Genomic DNA, 16264 nt, shown 5'->3' with positions numbered 1-16264 from the left:
TGCCGATTCAGCGGACATTGATTGAGTTTGGCACAATATGAAAGGAATGGGCCTTGACGGCTGCCGACTTGAACAGACTGGAACAGGCCGCTCGCGTCTCGATGGGCGGTTTTCAGGATCCCGACGTGTCCGCAGCGCCCGCGCCTCGTGCTTTGCCCCTTCGCTTCGCCGCCTTTGCGCTTATGGCCGCGATCGTCCTGACCGCCGCGTCCCAGTTGATCTGATCGAGCTCGCCTCTGCTTGATTCCTTTGAAACCGCGGCCGAGTGCACGGCGGCGCGCCCGTTCGCGGTCATCGACCGGCAGGGCCAAGCCCAACATGTCGGCGCCAAATGTCTTGCCGTCGATCCTGCGCTCGAGGACGGCTATGACAGGATTGTCTGGAATGTGCATCCCGACGCCACGCTCGATGCGTCCTTGGAGATTTCCGAGTTCGTGGTAGCATCGAACGGCGCACGTCCGAAAAGACTATCTTAATCAACAATGAAATCGTGCGCGCAGAGGCCGCACTTTCATGCTAGATGGCGGCTGGAGCTTGTTAAAGTGAGGACAAAGTGAGGATGACTCCATGCGGAAGATGATTATTGCCATGGTTGCCGTGGTTGCGGTCAGCGGCTGCACCACCACGGAAGAGAACGTGGGTATCGGCACTGTGGGCGGCGCGCTTATTGGTGGCGCTGTCGGCGGCGGCAAGGGCGCTTTGATCGGCGCTGGCGCTGGTGCGATTGGCGGTCTGCTGGTTCGCCGCCTGCAAAATGGCTACTGCCAATACAGAGATCGTCACGGCCGGATCTACACAGCTCGCTGCAACTAGTTTCGAGCTCCAGGCGAATAGCAAACGCGGAGGCAGACCACCTGTCTCCGCGTTTGCACTTCCAAAGCGCTGTCGCGATGCGGCTCACGAGACGGCGTTTCAAGCCGGCAGCGGAACCTTGATTTCCACGTTCAAGCCGTTTTCGTGAAAATCGCGCCTGATTGTGCCACGCAACTCGCGTGTGACGTTGAGATCGATCAGTCTGGTGCCGAAACCGCTCTTCGCCGGTGTCTCGAGCTTCCTCTGCCCGGCCTCGCGCCAGTTGAGAGCCAATGTCCGCGCTCCGCCGCGGCCTTCGAGCGACCAGTCGACCTTGAGCGCACCGACTGAATTGCCGGCTTCGCCATGCTTCAGCGCATTCGTCGCCAGTTCGTGAAAGACGAGGCCGAGTGCCTGCGTCGTCTTTTCGTCGAGAAGAACCTCCGGTCCCGACAACAGCCCTTCAGGAAGCTCGCTTCCGAACACCTGGCCAAGCTCGATGCGCAGCAGGTCGCCGAGATCGGCTTTCTGCCAGCGTGAGCGCGTCAGCATGTCCTGGGAAGCCGCCATCGCCTGCAGCCGAGCCGAAAATGATGCCGAGAACTCTTGGACGTCGGCGGTGTGCGATGCTGTCTGGCGCGCGATTGCCAGCACCCGCGTGATCGAGTTCTTGATGCGATGCTTCATCTCCTGCAGCATCAGGTCTTTTTCCAGCAGGCTCTTTTCGGTCGTTTCGTGAAGCAGCGAGACCGCCTCATAGGCCCGCTCCTGATAGCGGGCCACCAGCGCGATGGCGCCCGCAAGCAGTAGCCCGAACAATCCGAGCATCACCGGAATGGCACGCGAGGAAGGTTGCGAGAAAGCACTTGTCGGCCTGAACAGGACGACCCACGGCCGACCGGCAACGGTGATCTTGCGGGTGATCAGCAGCCTGTCGCCAAGGGCTGAAACAGGCGGCGTTTCCGACTGGAACAGCAGGTTGTCACTGTTCACAGCGCCGTCATAGATTTCGGTGTTGACCGGCAACAGAGGTGCCCGGCTGAGCGCAGCCTGGAACAGGTCCCGGGAGCGGAAGGCCGCATAGAGGAAGCCGGCAGTCGAAGATCTCGATGCGTTGACGGCGTCCGGCGCGGTTTCGACATTGAGCCGGACGAAGACGAGGAACCCGGTGAAGGTCTGCGCGGCACCCGTATCCTTGCCGAGCTGCACGAGCCCGCTGGCGTGCAGCTGGTCGTCGACCATCGCCTTTTCGATCGCCTCGCGCCGCACCGGCCCGGTGAACATATCATAACCGATGCTGGATTTATTGGACGGGTCCAGCGGCTCGAACAGCACGATGGGCGTACGCCACGGCAAGTTCGTGTCGGGATAGATCGGATGGCTTGCGCCGTGATCGTGCAGGATATCGCGCTCGACCGCCGCCTCGTTTCCAGTTTTCGCCAGGCGGAGGAAGCCGATGCCGCGCAGGCCGGCGAAATTATTGTCGATGTCGAGCGCGTCGAAGAAAGCCTTGAACTCGCCTTGCGAGATACCGCCATTGCGCGCATCGAACAATGCCCGGGTTGAGCGCAGCAGCGACAGGTCCAGGTCGATGCGGCTTTCGATCCGGTTAAGCGCGTCGTCCGCCGTCGCCTCGAATTTTATACGGGCGGCTTCCTGGGTGGCAAAATAGGCAAAACCCGCCATCGTCAGGCTGATCAGCGCGACGGCGATGAAAGCTACGGTCGGAAAGAGTTTCTTCAATTGCCGATACGTCCCGTGGACGGTTCGGCATCTTTATGGGCAACTCCCGACGCCAACACAATGGCGAGGCCAAAGCATGGTGACTGCTGGCACATTTTGGCGACTTGTGATTAGCCGGCTAATTCTCGTTCAGGCCGCGATCTTCAGGGCGCCCGGCCCTGGGATGGCGCCGGGCGGGCACTTGCCGAGGATGATCATGCCGAGCACGTCGTCCTGGGTGACATCGGTCGTGCGCGCCGTGCCGACAACCCGACCGTTCTTCATGACGCAGACGCGGTCGGCAAGCTCGAACACGTCATGGATGTCATGGCTGATCAGGAAGATGCCGATGCCGTCGGCCTTGAGCTGCCTGACCAGTTCGCCGACCTGTGCCGTCTCCTGCGGCCCGAGTGCCGCTGTCGGCTCGTCCATGATCAGGATGCGGGCGTTGAACAGGATGGCGCGGGCGATCGCAACCGACTGCCGCTGGCCGCCCGAAAGCTTTACCACCGGTTCCTTGAAGCGCTGGAAACGCGGATTGAGCCTGCCCATCACCTTGCGCGCTTCGGCCTCCATGGCGACATCGTCGAGCGTTCCCCAGCCGGTCATCAGCTCGCGGCCGAGAAACAGGTTGGCGGCCGCATCGACATTGTCGGCCAGCGCCAGTGTCTGGTAGATCGTCTCGATGCCGTACTTCTTGGCGTCGCGCGGATTGGAGATCGAAGCCTCCTCGCCGTTGACGAAAATCTGGCCCGCATCACGCTTGTAGGCGCCGGACAGGATTTTTATCAACGTCGATTTTCCGGCACCGTTATGGCCGAGCAAAGCCATCACCTCGCCCGGGAAAAGATCGACCGAGGCGTCGTCGACGGCGCGAATGCCGCCGAAGGCGATCGAAATGTTGCGCATCTCGATCAGCGGCGTGCCCGTGGGAGCGGTCCTGTCTGCCATGCTCGTTCTCCTCACTAGACCCGTTTGCGATAGACGGTATCGAGCCACACCGCGACCACCAGCACGGCGCCGACAACGATGCTCTGCAGCGGCGAATCGATGCCGAGCAGCACCATGCCGGATTGCAGCGATTGCATCAAAAGCGCGCCGAGCATGGCGCCGAGCACCGTGCCGGAGCCGCCGGCGAGCGACGTGCCGCCGATCACGGCCGCCGCGATGACCAGCAGCTCGTCCAGGGTCCCCAGCGCATTAGTCGACGCGTTGAGGCGCGCCGATGCGATCGCCGCACTGATCGCGGCCAGCACGCCCATGATCATGAACACCTTCATGGTGACCCAGCGTGTGTTGATGCCGGCGAGTTCGGCCGCTTCCGGATTGCCGCCTATGGCAAAGACATAGCGGCCGAAACGGGTGCGTCTGGTGATGAAGGTCATGACGATGCCCGCGGCCACGGCCATCAGCACAGGTATGGCGATGCCGTGGGCGATGAACAACCCGCCCTCGGGAACGGTGATGCCGTTCTGCTGGGCATATTGGCGTACGATGCCGACCGGCCAAGGATAGGAATTGGCGATCCACACGGCGCCGAGGATGGCGGCGCAGGCTATCACGCCGAGCAAGCTTTCCGCCCAGACAGGGCGCAGCGGAAAGTTGAAGCGCTTGCGCTGCGAGCGGCCGTTGAAGAGCATGAAGGCAACGGCCGCGCAGGCGAGGACACCGACGATCCAGCTCCAGGTGGCGCCGATCGAGCCCCGTGGTCCGCCGCCCATCAGCTGGAAGGTCCTGTCCAGCGGCGCAACGGTGCGCCCGCTGGTGATCAGCCATGCCATGCCGCGCCAGACCAGCAATCCGCCGAGCGTCACGATAAAGGCAGGAACCTGGAGATAGGCGATGATGAAACCCTGAAACGCTCCGATAGCCAGGCCGAGCACCAGGCCGGCGGCCAGTGCGATGACCCACAGCCAGGGGCTGCCAAGCTGAAATCCCATGATGCGGACGAGGAATTCGGCCTGCGCCACGCCCATCACCATGCCGATCACGCCTTCCACGGAGCCGACGGAAAGATCGATGTTGCGCATCACGATGACCAGCACCATGCCGGTCGCCATGATCGCCACCGACGAGGTCTGCACCGAAAGGTTCCAGAGATTGCGCGGCGTCAGGAAGAGCCCGCCCGACAGTATGTGGATCCCGACCCAGATGACCAGCAGCGCGCCGACCATGCCGAGCATGCGCGTGTCGAGTTCGGTTGCCTTGAGAAATCGGGCAACGACGCCGAGCTCCGATTCCCGCGCCCGGTCTGCCGTCGAGCTGTCGACCGGCGTGTTGGAAGTCGTGTCGGTCATGATGTTTCTCCCGCCGGGTTGCCGTCTGCCGCGGATGCCGGAAGCAGCCTAGAAGTTATCCGCCGGAAGCGGAAAAACAATTCTTTCTTGAAAAAACGCCGCGGCAAGCGGCCGCGGCGTTCGGACTTCTCGGAAACTCGGATCAGTTGCAGACCGGAACAGCGCCCGCCGCCACGCCCGCGCAGACCTCTTCTTTCTTGATCCAGCCGGCGTCGATGACGACGTTGAGGTTGTCCTTGGTGATGGCGACCGGGGTCAGGAACAGGGACTTTACGGTGTTGCCGCCGGGCGTGGTGAAATCCTTCACGCCGGCAATGTCGGTCATCTGCTTGCCGTCGGCCAATTGCGAGGCGATCTCGGCGGCGTTCTTGCCGAGCTCGCGCGCGTCCTTCCACACCGAGACCGTCTGTGTGCCGAGCGCGATGCGATTCAGCGCGGCGTGGTCGCCGTCCTGGCCCGAGACCGGAACCGATCCAGCCAACCCTTGCGCCGTCAGTGCGGCGACGACGCCGCCGGCAGTGCCGTCGTTAGCGGCGACCACCGCATCGACCTTGTTGTCGTTCGCGGTCAGGAACTGTTCCATGTTCTTCTGGGCGTTGGCCGGCAGCCAGCCGTCGGTATAGGCCTCGCCGACATTCTTGATCTTGCCGCTGTCGATGGCGTCCTTCAGCACTTCCATCGAACCGGCAAAAAGGAAATCGGCATTCGGATCGGCGCCCGAGCCCTTGATGAAGACATAGTTGCCTTCCGGCTTCACCTTGAACACGTCGCGGGCCTGCATGCGGCCGACTTCCTTGTTGTCGAAGGTCAGGTAAAAGACGTCCTTGTTCTCGATCAGCCGGTCGTAGCCGACAACCGGAATACCTTCGTCCAGCGCCTTCTGCACGGCCGGCCCTATCGCCGAGGCGTCCTGCGCCAGGATGATCAGTGCGTTGGCGCCCTGCGAGATCAGGCTCTCGACGTCGGTGAGCTGCTTGCCGGGGTTGGACTGTGCGTCGGCGGAAATATACTTGTCGCCTGCGGCCTCGATGGCCGCCTTCATTGCGGCTTCGTCGGTCTTCCAGCGCTCTTCCTGGAAGTTCGACCAGGAAACGCCGATGACCTTGTCCTTAGCCTGCGCCACCGACGCAAGCGCCAGCGTCATGGCGACACCCGCCAGAATGGCGGTCGTGAATTTCTTCATCATATCCTCCCTGCGCCGCGTACGGCGTGACCAATTGGCCCCAAAGGCCAGCTTAGAGGCGCTAATTTTTTCGAGCCTCGAAAAAATACTGGCCCGATCTCCCGCTGCTGTCAACATCGATTCTGATGGATTTTGATGTTGCTGCGAGTTTTTTCGAGCTTCGGAATAAACGATGACAGCGCCACCTGCATCTGACACTATTTGCCTCATCTGACACTATTTGTCGGCATTACCGACGGCTTCCGGTTCATGAGCGGCCGCGGCAAACCGGGAGGAAAGCAAAACGATGTCGGTCGGAATCCGCCATGACGATTTGCGCCGGCGCAACCGGGCGATGGTGATCTCGGCCGTGCGCCGGGCCGGCCAGCCATCGCGTACGGAGATCGCCGCAACCACCGGCCTCAGCCATTCGACCATATCGGCGATCTCCTCCGACCTGATACGGGAAGGCATCCTCGCCGAGAGCAAGGCAAGCGAACCCGTTTCGTTGAAACGCGGTCGTCCGCAGGTCGGCCTTGCCCTCAATCCGGAAGCGGCGGCGGTGCTGACCGTGGTGTTGTCGCTGAATTTCCTGTCGGCCGCCATCATCGACTATGCGGGGCAGGTGGTCGCCGAGGAACAGCGCCGGCTGGACACGCTGACCATGCCGCGCGACGAACTGATCCGCGAATGCATGGCCATCGTCCGGCGCCGGCTGGAGGATCCAGACCTTGACGTCCGCCGCGTCGCCCGCATCGCCTTGGCGATTCAGGGAATTACCGACTCCCCTGCACGCGCCATGCTGTGGTCGCCGATCACGCCGCAGACGGACATCGACTTTGCCGACATGCTGGAAGATGAATTCGGCATCCCGGCCACGGTGGAGAACGACTGCAATATGATGGCGGTGGCTTTGCGCTGGCGCGATCCGGATCGCTATCGCGACGACTTCATCGCCATCCTGCTTTCGCACGGAATCGGCATGGGGCTGGTGCTCAAGGGCGAGCTGTTCACCGGCACACACTCCTCGGGCGGCGAGTTTGGCCACATGATCCATCGTCCGGGCGGCGCACTCTGCCGTTGCGGGCGGCGCGGCTGCATCGAGGCCTATGCCGGCAATTACGCCATCTGGCGCAACGCCACGCAGATGAGCGAAGACAGCCAACCGGTCGCCGACGTCAGCGACGCCGACATGCGCGCGCTGGCGGTTCGGGCGCGCGAGAAGGACGGGCCGGAACGCGAAGCCTACCGCAAGGCCGGCGAAGCGCTGGGTTTCGGTCTCGGCTCGCTGTTCGCGCTGATCGATCCGGCACCGGTTGCGATGGTCGGCGCCAGTGCCGCCGCCTTCGATCTGATCGAGCCGGCCTTGCGCAAGGCCATCGCCCAGACCGCCGGCGGCCAGCATTCGGGCTCGATCTCCTTCGATACCGAGCCGAACGAATTGCCGCTGATCCGCGAAGGCTGTGCAATGCGGGCGTTAAGCTTCGTCGACCAGCAGATTTTCGCGCCGGGCGCGCAAATGAGGCCCGGCGTCAGAAAGAACGTAGCCTGACTGGGCGGGTCAATCTTCCCTGATCGCGTAGCCGGCACCGCGGATGGTGCGGATGACATCAGGCATGCGGCCGTTGTTGACGGCTTTGCGCAGCCGCCCGACATGCACGTCGACGGTGCGTTCGTCGATATAGATCGTCTCGCCCCAGACATTATCGAGTAACTGGCTGCGCGAGAAGACGCGGCCCGGATGCCGCATCATGAATTCGAGCAACCGGAATTCGGTCGGCCCGAGCCGGATCTCGGTCTTCTTGCGATACACCCTGTGCGATTCGCGATCGAGCACGATGTCGCCGACCTTCAGCACGCTGGACAGCACTTCCGGCTTGGCGCGGCGCAGCAGCGCCTTGACCCTGGCCATGAATTCCGGTGTCGAAAACGGTTTGACCAGATAGTCGTCGGCGCCGGTCGAAAGACCGCGTACCCGGTCGCTCTCCTCGCCGCGCGCGGTCAGCATGATGATCGGCAGCCGTTCGGTTTCGGGGCGCACCCGCAACCGGCGGCAGAGCTCGATGCCGGAAACCGCTGGTATCATCCAGTCGAGCACCAGAAGATCGGGCACATTCTCCTGCAAACGGATCTCGGCTTCGTCGCCGCGTGTCACCACCTCGACCTGGTAGCCTTCGGATTCGAGATTGTAGCGGAGCAGCACACCCAACGGCTCCTCGTCCTCCACCACCATTATGCGTGGTGCGATCATCGGCTGGGCACCCCCATCATGTCGCCGGTGCGGACATTGTCGTTTCGTCTTGCTTCGGACGATTGACCGGCAATTGCTCGCCGGTCAGCACATAATACGCATTTTCGGCGATGTTGGTGACATGGTCGCCGATCCGCTCCAGATTCTTGGCGCAGAACAGCAGATGCGTGCAAGCGGTGATGTTGCGCGGGTCTTCCATCATGTAGGTCAACAGCTCGCGGAACACCGACGTGTATTTGACGTCGATACGCTCGTCGGCGGCGCGCAGCTTGGCCAACGCGGCTGCATCGCCTGCAGCATACTCCTCGATGACGCCCTGCACCTGGATGAGCACCAGCTGCGCCATCGCATCGATGGAATGCGATAGGTCGCGCGGCGTGACGCTGAGGCCGACCGCGCTCACACGCTTGGCGATATTCTTGGCAAGGTCGCCGATGCGTTCGAGGTCGCCGGCCATGCGGATCGCCCCGACGACATGGCGCAGATCGTGGGCCATCGGCTGGCGCTTGGCGATCAGGGTAATGGCGCGGTCGTCCAGTTCGCGTTGACGCGCATCCATGATGGCGTCGTCGGAGACGACGCGTTGCGCCAGCACGTTGTCGGAATTCAACAGGGCCTTGGTCGCCCCGCCGACCATCGAACCGGCGAGGTCGGCCATGTCGCGGATCAGCTTGCTGATCTGCTCGAGATCCTCGTCGAAAGAAGCGACTGTGTGTTCGCCCATGGTCCTGTCCTCATATGCGTGATCGGAACGGCTCAGCCGAAGCGGCCGGTGATGTAATCCTGCGTGCGCTTCTCGCGGGGCGACGTGAAGATCTTCTCGGTCCGGTCGAACTCTACCAGTTCACCCAGATACATGAAGGCGGTCTGGCGCGATACGCGCGCCGCCTGCTGCATGTTGTGGGTGACGATGACGATCGTGTAGTCGGCTTGCAATTCGTCGATCAGTTCCTCGATCTTGGCGGTCGACAGCGGGTCGAGTGCCGAAGCCGGCTCATCGAGCAGAATGACTTCCGGCTTCACCGCCACGGTGCGGGCAATACAAAGCCGCTGCTGCTGGCCGCCTGACAGGCTCAAGCCGCTGGCGTTGAGCTTGTCCTTGACCTCGCCCCACAGCGCGGCCCGCTTCAACGCTTGTTCGACGCGGCCGTCCATTTCGGACTTGCCGAGATTCTCATAAAGCCTGACGCCGAAGGCGATGTTCTCGTAGATCGACATCGGGAACGGCGTCGGCTTCTGGAACACCATGCCGATCTTGGTCCTCAGGAGATTGAGATCCTGCGAGCGGTCGAGAATGTTCTTGCCGTCGAGCAGCACCTGGCCCTCGGCTGTCTGCTTCGGGTAGAGTTCGTAGATGCGGTTGAACACACGCAGCAGCGTCGATTTCCCGCAGCCCGAAGGGCCGATGAAGGCAGTGACGCTGCGCTCGGGCAGCGACAAGGTGATGTCCTTCAACGCCTTGCTCTGGCCGTAGTAGAAGTTGAGGTTCTTGACCTCGATCTTCGTCTTCTCGGCGACCGTTTCGGTCATCGTCATGTCCGGGGACAACATCTGTGTCATCTGTCCTCTCTGCGTCCGGTAAGGCTGCGGGCGAGGATGCTCAAGCCCAGAACCGTCAGGGTGATTATGAGTGCGCCGGTCCACGCCAGTTGCTGCCATTCCTCATAAGGGCTGAGAGCGAACTGGAAGATGGTCACCGGCAGGCTGGCCATCGGCGCGTTGATATTGCTGCTCCAGAACTGGTTGTTGAGCGCGGTGAAGAGCAGCGGCGCCGTCTCGCCGGAAATGCGTGCTATCGCCAGCAATATGCCGGTGACGATGCCGGACAATGCGGCGCGGTAGGCGACCGAGCGGATCACCACCCAGCGCGGCGCGCCGATCGCGGCGCCGGCTTCACGCAACGCGTTCGGCACCAGGTTGAGCATGTCTTCAGTGGTGCGCACGACCACCGGAATGACCAGGATGGCAAGCGCAACGGCGCCGGCTATGGCCGAGAAATGTCCCATTGGCCGCACCATCAGTTCATAGACGAACAAGCCGATGATGATCGACGGCGCTGACAACAGGATGTCGTTGATGAAGCGCACGACGGTGGTGATGCGCGAGAAACGCCCATATTCGGCCATGTAGGTTCCCGCCAGCACGCCGATCGGCGTGCCGACGACAACGGCGATGATCGTCATCAGCAGGCTGCCCGCGATTGCATTGAGCAGGCCGCCGGCCTCGCCTGGCGGTGGCGTCATCTCGGTGAAGACCGCGAACGAAAGCCCGGCTGTGCCCTTATAGACCAGTGCACCGAGAATGAGCGCCAGCCAGGCAAGCCCGATGCCGGCGGCGACGACGCAAAGCGCCATCATCACCGAATTTCTGGCTTTGCGGCGGCTGTGGAGCGATGAGGATGTCGACATCGGTCAGGCTCCCGTACGGGCGTCGATCCGCATCAGCATATAGCGGGCGGCGGCAAGGATCAGGAAAGTGATGACGAACAGGATCAGCCCGAGCGAAACCAGAGAGGAGGTGTAGAGATCGCCGTCGGCCTCGGTGAATTCATTGGCGATGGTCGCCGAGATCGTCGTGCCCGGCGCGAACAGAGAGGCGCTGATGCGGTGGGCGTTGCCAATGACGAAGGTCACCGCCATGGTTTCGCCGAGCGCGCGGCCGAGGCCAAGCATGACGCCGCCCATGATACCGATGCGGGTATAGGGAATGACCACGCGCCGGGTCACTTCCCAGGTCGTGCAGCCGATGCCATAGGCCGATTCCTTCAGCACCGCCGGCACCGTATCGAAGACGTCCTTGGTGATCGAGGTGATGAAGGGCAGCACCATGATGGCGAGGATCAGCGCCGAGGTCAGAAGGCCGATGCCGTAAGGAGGGCCGGCGAAAAGGCTGGATAGTCCCGGCACGCCGTGGAAGATGTTGATGATGAAGGGCTGTATCGTCGTCTGCAGGAACGGCGCGAACACGAACAGGCCCCAGATGCCGTAGATGATCGAGGGAATGCCGGCCAACAGCTCGACCGCTATGCCGATCGGGCGCCTGAGCGGGCGCGGGCAGAGTTCGGTGAGAAACACGGCAATGCCGATGCCGATCGGAACCGCGATCAGGATGGCGATGGCCGCCGTGACCAGCGTGCCGTAGATCGGCGCCAGCGCGCCAAATTTTTCCGTTACCGGATTCCAGCTTTCAGTCGTCAGGAAAGAGAACCCGAAGGACGACAGGGCCTGCCATGAGCCGGCAAACAGCGAGATTGCGACACCACCGAGGATGACCAGCACAAGAATTGCGGAAGCGCGGGTGAGTCCGCGGAATATGGCGTCTGTGAGCGCGAAGCGCCGCACCGTAGCTTCCCTGGCCCGGGCTGCAGACGATAGCATGGCATCGGAAGCGATGGTCATTGGGTCCTCGCGATTGAAGGCAACAGGGAGGGCGCCGTCGACGCCCTCCCTGGAGGAGATTACATAGCCGAGTAGAGCGGCTTGCCGTCGCTGCCGACGACTTCCTTGGCCCACATGGCCTTGACGCTCTCGACCACCTTGTCGGGCATCGGAACGTAGTCCAGCTCGCCGGCCATCTCGTCGCCCTTGTCGTATGCCCAGGCGAAGAATTTGAGCGCTTCGCCGGTGGTCGCGGCATCGTCCGGCTTCTTGTACAGGAGGATCCACGTTGCCGCCGTCATCGGCCAGGACTCGGCGCCCGGCTCGTTGGCGAGGATGACGCCATAGCCCGGCTGCGAGCTCCAGTCGGCATTGGCCGCTGCCGCCGAGAATGCCGCCGCGGTGGGTTCGACCTTCTTGCCGTCCTTGTTGATCATGTCGGTGTGGGTGAGCTTGTTCTGCTTGGCATAGGCGTATTCGACATAGCCGATCGCGCCGCCGGTCTGGGAGACGTTGTTGGCAACGCCCTCATTGCCCTTGGCGCCGATGCCCACGGGCCATTCCACGGCCTTGTCGACGCCGACCTTTTCTTTCCAGTCCGCGCTGACGTCGCCGAGGTAGTATGTGAAGTTGAACGTCGTGCCCGACCCATCAGAACGGTGAACGACCGCGATCGCCTGCGAAGGCAGCTTGACGTCGGGATTGAGCTTCTTGATCGCCTCGTCATCCCAGCTCGTGATCTTGCCGAGGAAGATGTCGGCCACCGTCGGGCCGTCGAGAACCAACTCGCCCGGCTTGATGCCTTCGAGGTTGACGACGGGAACGATGCCGCCCATCACCATCGGGAACTGAGCCAATCCGGACGATTCAAGCTCTTCGCCTTTCAGCGGCGCATCAGAAGCGCCGAAGGTAACGGTCTTGGCTTTGATCTGCTTGATGCCGCCGCCGGAACCGATCGACTGATAGTTAAGCCCAATGCCGGTGTCTTTCTTGTAGGTGTCGGCCCACTTCGCATAGATCGGGTAGGGGAAGGTGGCGCCGGCGCCAGAGATGTCCGCGGCGAGCGCGGCGGACAGGGTGAGGGTAGTCGTCGCCGCAGCCATTGCAATCGCAACGGCCGCCGAGCGGATGAAATGTCTCATGTGGCCTGCTCCTGTTCGGAATATGGTCTCTCGGCGCCATTCCTCCGGCGCCCGCTGAGGCCAATAGCCCCCGATTATTACAGTCGCATGACAGTTTCATGTCGCTCCGGTAACGTCGTCCAGCCGGGTTAAGAAGGAACGGCCGCGGGCTTTGTCGGCATGGGCCGCGGTTTGCCGCTGGAATCAGCAGCTTGCGTGAATTCCGGCCGGCTTTGTCCGCTCGACGATAGCAGCCACTGACCTTGAGAAGAAAAAAGCCGGACGGGAGCGCGTTGCATGCAGCCAGAACGTGTCATGGCCGCGCCATCGCCGAAACAGGTCCGTTGGGGTAAATCTGACCCTGTTTCTTGCCGGCGGTCGCTGCTCCCGCCCGTAACTGGAGGAGCGGAACTTCGAATATCCCATTGTCGCGACTGAGCGCGCCATTGGGTATGGTGCGATCGCACCATGGCCTTACGCTGGAAGCGGTGACGAATCGCAAGGTTTTAACTCGCCTCGCGCTGGACCTCCATCCGCGCCCGACCCGGCGCTCGATCTTTCGAGCGGGGCCTTCGACTGGAAGTGCGACGATTTCTACTTCACCTTACCTACTCCCTCTGCACTATTCCGCCGGTTGTCGGTTGGGCCGAAGCAGCGTTATAAGCTTGCAGGGGTGTTGCTGATGTTTCGACGGATTCTGCCTGTCTTCCTGTGCCTGGCGCTGCTTCTGGGAACCGGCTGCGCGCGCAGCTATGACGGCACCGTGATCATTCCCAAGCCGCTCGATGTTCGCCGTTTCTGGGACCGGCCTTCTCCGCAGGCGCAAGCCGAACAGTCGCAGCTGGAGACCGATGTCTTTCCTGTGGCGCCTCAAACGCCGAAAAGGCCGGCGGTGCGCCGGAGCGCAGCTTCCGTTGCAGCGCCACGAAGGAAGGTCGCCAATCCGCCCATGCTGTCATCGGAGCCGGCGAAGCCGCTCACCTGCAGGAATGTCAGCCAGCCCGGCAAACGGGCCCGCATGGTCTGCGAATAACCAACCGGCCGTCGGTCGATGCGTGCGGCTGTAGGCCTTGAAGCGGCTATCCGGCCAGCCGTTCGCCGTCTCGGGACATCGCCTGCCTTGGTCAGTCCGCCGGGAAAAAGGCCGGCCCGACCACTCTCACCGGCCGCGCGCCGATCGCTCTTTCGACCGACTGATGCTGGGCAGCCCCTGGTACCTCGGCAACCGGCGTTTTTTCCCCTGCGAGAGCGGTACCGGCGGTTTGGATCCCGGATTCAGGAATTTCCGCGACGATGCCAAAATCCGGCTTTGCCGTCGGCAACGGAATGATGGCGTTGCTCATGTTGGCCGGTGTCACGGTTCGTGCCCTGAGTTCGGCGACGCGCTGGTAATAGCGCTTGACATCGCAGGCCTTGAAGTTCGCGTCGTCGCGGTACCTGAAGGCGGTCGCAAGCTCCACATAGGGCTTTTGCGTCTCGAGCGCGATCATCTCTTCGGTCTCGCGGGTGGCATCGCTCAGCGTATAGAGTTCGACGCCGGCATCGTCGCAGATATAGCGGCACTGATCGACCGTTTCCTTCAGATCGTCGTTCTTGGCGAACTGCGATTTTGGCGCGGGGAAGAAATATCCGTCCGACAAGCGAACGCAAAACAGCATCCGATTGCCACCCATTATTGCGCCTGCGGACTGAGGTTTTGGTGCTGTGCGCTGCTGTGCCTGCGGCTGGTTCTGCTGCGCCTGCTGCTTCTTGGCAGCGGGGGCGGCACAGCCTAGCGCGACGAACCTGGCCTTCAGGCCGGAGGTGTCCCTGCCCGAATTCGACAGTCTGGCGATCTGCCGTTGCACCTCCGCCTTGCTGCTTACGAGGTCGGCGCAGGGGTTGAAGAAGAACCCGGCCGTTTTCGCCGTGCATCGGCGCTGTCTCTCCAGCCTTTGAATCGCGGCGAGTTGCCGGCGTAGTTGGGCAAGCTCGGGGCTGGTCCCGGCGCCACGCCCCGCCGAAAGCAATTGGCTCCTGATCGCGCCGCAGCTATCCGCATAGGAGGAGGACGTGCCGAGCGCAACGGCTATTGCCGACACCAGCATCAGAATCGTGAGAAGCCAGAAGCGTGTCATTGGAGCGACCATTGTCCTTGTTGCGCCGAGAACAGGATTTCTTTGTCGACTATGGATAAGTACTGGCTAAATCAGTTTTACCTAATTGAAGTAGACCGCACCGCCACCAGAGACTTTAGTTATAGTGTATTATATCCGCTGGCGTAAATTCAATATTACATTTTTATTTCAAGATTGAGACGAACCGGCAGCAACGCCGGCGAACTCGCGCCACGGCGAAGTTTGAAGCACCCGGCCGGATCCGCACCGCGATCAATCCGGCGTTACCGGCCGGCCGTTGCTGAAACCTTAGCCCCAAGTTCGGCGTTGAGCGGCCAAAGGAGGAGACCGCAAAATGTCGATTCATTTCACTGTCGCGGGCCTGACCAGGAATCTGTTCCATTCACTTGGGCTGGACCATGAACGCACACCGAGGCCGCTCGACCACGAGCAGAGGCTTTTGCTGGAGTGCTATCTCGCCGGCCAGATTCCGGAATCGGCCTGGAGCGACTATGTCTTCGAAATGCCGGAACTGGCGCGACATGTCGAGGCCAGACGAAGCCGCCACTAAAGCGCATCGCGGTCGATGGGGCCTCATGCGACGCGCTTAGGTTCTTGTTTTATGCATGTCGTTGTCGCAAAACCGCTGCACACTTTTGCTCGACATGCGCTAGATCCCGAAAAGTAGAATCCGGTTGTCGGAAAAGATCAAGGCGAAGCCTGCACCCGCGTTGCAGGCTGTTTTTGTTTGGGCGAGTTGAATTGCAGAGTGAACACCTTGCCCGGGATGCCTTCAGCCAGCGCCGGTGAAAGGCTCAACGGCAGGCAGTGGTCCACGGCCGCAATCGCCGCGTCGACAAAAGCTTGCCGCGCCTTGTCGTCGCCGGCCACGCGGATGGCGGTCGGCTTGGGCCGGCCGATCAGCGTGCCATTGCGCCTGAAGCTGAAGCTCAGGGTGACGGTGGAATTCCCGGCATTCGCTGGGGGGGTCCAGCACGCCTGGATGGCAGCCCCGACCTCGGGCATGGTGTTGAGCGTCGCTGCATTCGATTGACCGGCTGCACCCGCCAGCATGGCGCCTGCAATCACCACCATTCCAGCAATGCTTTTCATGACAGGGCCTCTGTCCTTGAACCGCCCTCGAGGACGTGACTAACTTCGATGGTAGGGCCGACATCGGCGATGACAAGGTGCCAGCAACGCGCTTCATCAGCCATGCAGGCGTCGTGAAGCGCCGTCGGCCGCAACTTCGGCAGGGCTGCAACAAGCAAAAGGCCGGCGAGCAGCCGACCTTTGCTTTCCATCCGCGCCAGTACATCCGTGGTCGCGGGCTGGAGGTGGATACAGTAGAAAGGGTTTCGGTTAACGAAACCTTAAGCTCCCCACATCGTGCAAACAGGGGAGAGTAAAAAAGAATTACCCCAGATCGTTACCGGCTCCTGCAGA

At 62.0% G+C, this 16264-nt stretch carries 18 protein-coding genes; 6 read left to right on the top strand and 12 right to left on the bottom strand.

Going from position 1 to position 16264, the window contains the following annotated elements:
• The first annotated feature begins 53 nt into the window (after positions 1–53).
• Both NKG95_RS02430 and NKG95_RS02425 read left to right on the top strand, forming a co-directional pair.
• Positions 54–224 carry a hypothetical protein gene (locus tag NKG95_RS02430; RefSeq protein WP_352494195.1) on the top strand — a complete coding sequence of 57 codons (171 nt, stop codon included), beginning with the start codon at positions 54–56 and terminating at the stop codon, positions 222–224.
• A 343-nt stretch (positions 225–567) separates the two neighbouring features.
• Entirely contained in the window at positions 568–813 is a 246-nt protein-coding gene (locus tag NKG95_RS02425) for a YMGG-like glycine zipper-containing protein (protein WP_006328050.1), read from the top strand.
• 99 nt (positions 814–912) lie between these two features.
• Here the strand turns inward: NKG95_RS02425 and NKG95_RS02420 are convergent, their stop codons facing one another.
• The 4 genes from NKG95_RS02420 to xylF all read right to left on the bottom strand — a co-directional run bounded on the left by NKG95_RS02420 (position 913) and on the right by xylF (position 5994).
• A complete protein-coding gene (locus tag NKG95_RS02420) occupies positions 913–2535 on the bottom strand; it encodes a CHASE domain-containing protein (RefSeq protein ID WP_353039854.1) in 1623 nt (540 codons plus the stop codon).
• Between the two features lie 129 nt (positions 2536–2664).
• Positions 2665–3465 (bottom strand): ATP-binding cassette domain-containing protein, encoded by an 801-nt coding sequence (locus tag NKG95_RS02415; protein WP_353039853.1) that lies wholly within the window; start codon positions 3463–3465, stop codon positions 2665–2667.
• A 14-nt stretch (positions 3466–3479) separates the two neighbouring features.
• Positions 3480–4811: a sugar ABC transporter permease gene (locus NKG95_RS02410; RefSeq protein WP_352683670.1), complete on the bottom strand. Its 1332-nt coding sequence runs from the start codon at positions 4809–4811 to the stop codon at positions 3480–3482.
• Between the two features lie 142 nt (positions 4812–4953).
• On the bottom strand, positions 4954–5994 hold the full coding sequence (gene xylF, locus NKG95_RS02405) for a D-xylose ABC transporter substrate-binding protein (RefSeq protein WP_352494193.1): 1041 nt from the start codon (positions 5992–5994) through the stop codon (positions 4954–4956).
• A 286-nt stretch (positions 5995–6280) separates the two neighbouring features.
• Between xylF and NKG95_RS02400 the strand changes: the two genes are divergently transcribed.
• Entirely contained in the window at positions 6281–7525 is a 1245-nt protein-coding gene (locus NKG95_RS02400) for an ROK family protein (protein ID WP_353039852.1), read from the top strand.
• A 9-nt stretch (positions 7526–7534) separates the two neighbouring features.
• Here NKG95_RS02400 and phoB read toward each other — a convergent pair whose 3' ends face one another.
• The 6 genes from phoB to pstS are packed head-to-tail and all read right to left on the bottom strand — an operon-like array spanning position 7535 to position 12743.
• Positions 7535–8224 carry a phosphate regulon transcriptional regulator PhoB gene (phoB, locus tag NKG95_RS02395; protein WP_031194536.1) on the bottom strand — a complete coding sequence of 230 codons (690 nt, stop codon included), beginning with the start codon at positions 8222–8224 and terminating at the stop codon, positions 7535–7537.
• 16 nt (positions 8225–8240) lie between these two features.
• Entirely contained in the window at positions 8241–8948 is a 708-nt protein-coding gene (phoU, locus tag NKG95_RS02390) for a phosphate signaling complex protein PhoU (protein ID WP_023720927.1), read from the bottom strand.
• Positions 8949–8980: 32 nt separating this feature from the next.
• A complete protein-coding gene (gene pstB / locus NKG95_RS02385; RefSeq protein WP_023720928.1) occupies positions 8981–9784 on the bottom strand; it encodes a phosphate ABC transporter ATP-binding protein PstB in 804 nt (267 codons plus the stop codon).
• Positions 9781–10632, bottom strand: coding sequence for a phosphate ABC transporter permease PstA (pstA, locus tag NKG95_RS02380; protein WP_023720929.1), 852 nt, complete (start codon positions 10630–10632; stop codon positions 9781–9783). Before pstA ends, pstB begins: the two co-directional genes overlap by 4 nt.
• A gap of 3 nt (positions 10633–10635) precedes the next feature.
• On the bottom strand, positions 10636–11622 hold the full coding sequence (gene pstC, locus NKG95_RS02375; protein ID WP_502896305.1) for a phosphate ABC transporter permease subunit PstC: 987 nt from the start codon (positions 11620–11622) through the stop codon (positions 10636–10638).
• A gap of 59 nt (positions 11623–11681) precedes the next feature.
• Positions 11682–12743 (bottom strand): phosphate ABC transporter substrate-binding protein PstS, encoded by a 1062-nt coding sequence (pstS, locus tag NKG95_RS02370; protein WP_353039851.1) that lies wholly within the window; start codon positions 12741–12743, stop codon positions 11682–11684.
• A gap of 661 nt (positions 12744–13404) precedes the next feature.
• On the opposite strand from pstS, the gene NKG95_RS02365 reads away from it, so the two are divergent.
• On the top strand, positions 13405–13755 hold the full coding sequence (locus NKG95_RS02365) for a hypothetical protein (RefSeq protein WP_023720932.1): 351 nt from the start codon (positions 13405–13407) through the stop codon (positions 13753–13755).
• Positions 13756–13846: 91 nt separating this feature from the next.
• Here the strand turns inward: NKG95_RS02365 and NKG95_RS02360 are convergent, their stop codons facing one another.
• The gene (locus NKG95_RS02360; protein WP_352894693.1) at positions 13847–14839 is read right to left on the bottom strand and encodes a DUF2865 domain-containing protein; all 993 of its coding nucleotides are present in this window, start codon (positions 14837–14839) and stop codon (positions 13847–13849) included.
• A gap of 334 nt (positions 14840–15173) precedes the next feature.
• Here NKG95_RS02360 and NKG95_RS02355 point away from each other — a divergent pair, with 334 nt between their 5' ends.
• Positions 15174–15389: a hypothetical protein gene (locus NKG95_RS02355; RefSeq protein WP_023720934.1), complete on the top strand. Its 216-nt coding sequence runs from the start codon at positions 15174–15176 to the stop codon at positions 15387–15389.
• A gap of 137 nt (positions 15390–15526) precedes the next feature.
• Here NKG95_RS02355 and tolA read toward each other — a convergent pair whose 3' ends face one another.
• On the bottom strand, positions 15527–15931 hold the full coding sequence (gene tolA, locus NKG95_RS02350) for a cell envelope integrity protein TolA (protein ID WP_352999141.1): 405 nt from the start codon (positions 15929–15931) through the stop codon (positions 15527–15529).
• 35 nt (positions 15932–15966) lie between these two features.
• Here tolA and NKG95_RS02345 point away from each other — a divergent pair, with 35 nt between their 5' ends.
• Positions 15967–16227 carry a hypothetical protein gene (locus NKG95_RS02345; protein ID WP_353011028.1) on the top strand — a complete coding sequence of 87 codons (261 nt, stop codon included), beginning with the start codon at positions 15967–15969 and terminating at the stop codon, positions 16225–16227.
• The last annotated feature ends 37 nt before the right edge of the window (positions 16228–16264 follow it).

The organism is Mesorhizobium sp. M1423 (assembly GCF_040317575.1).
Taxonomy (GTDB): domain Bacteria; phylum Pseudomonadota; class Alphaproteobacteria; order Rhizobiales; family Rhizobiaceae; genus Mesorhizobium.
Note: the sequence above shows the minus strand (reverse complement) of the source record. Positions and strands in the feature narration are given on the sequence as shown.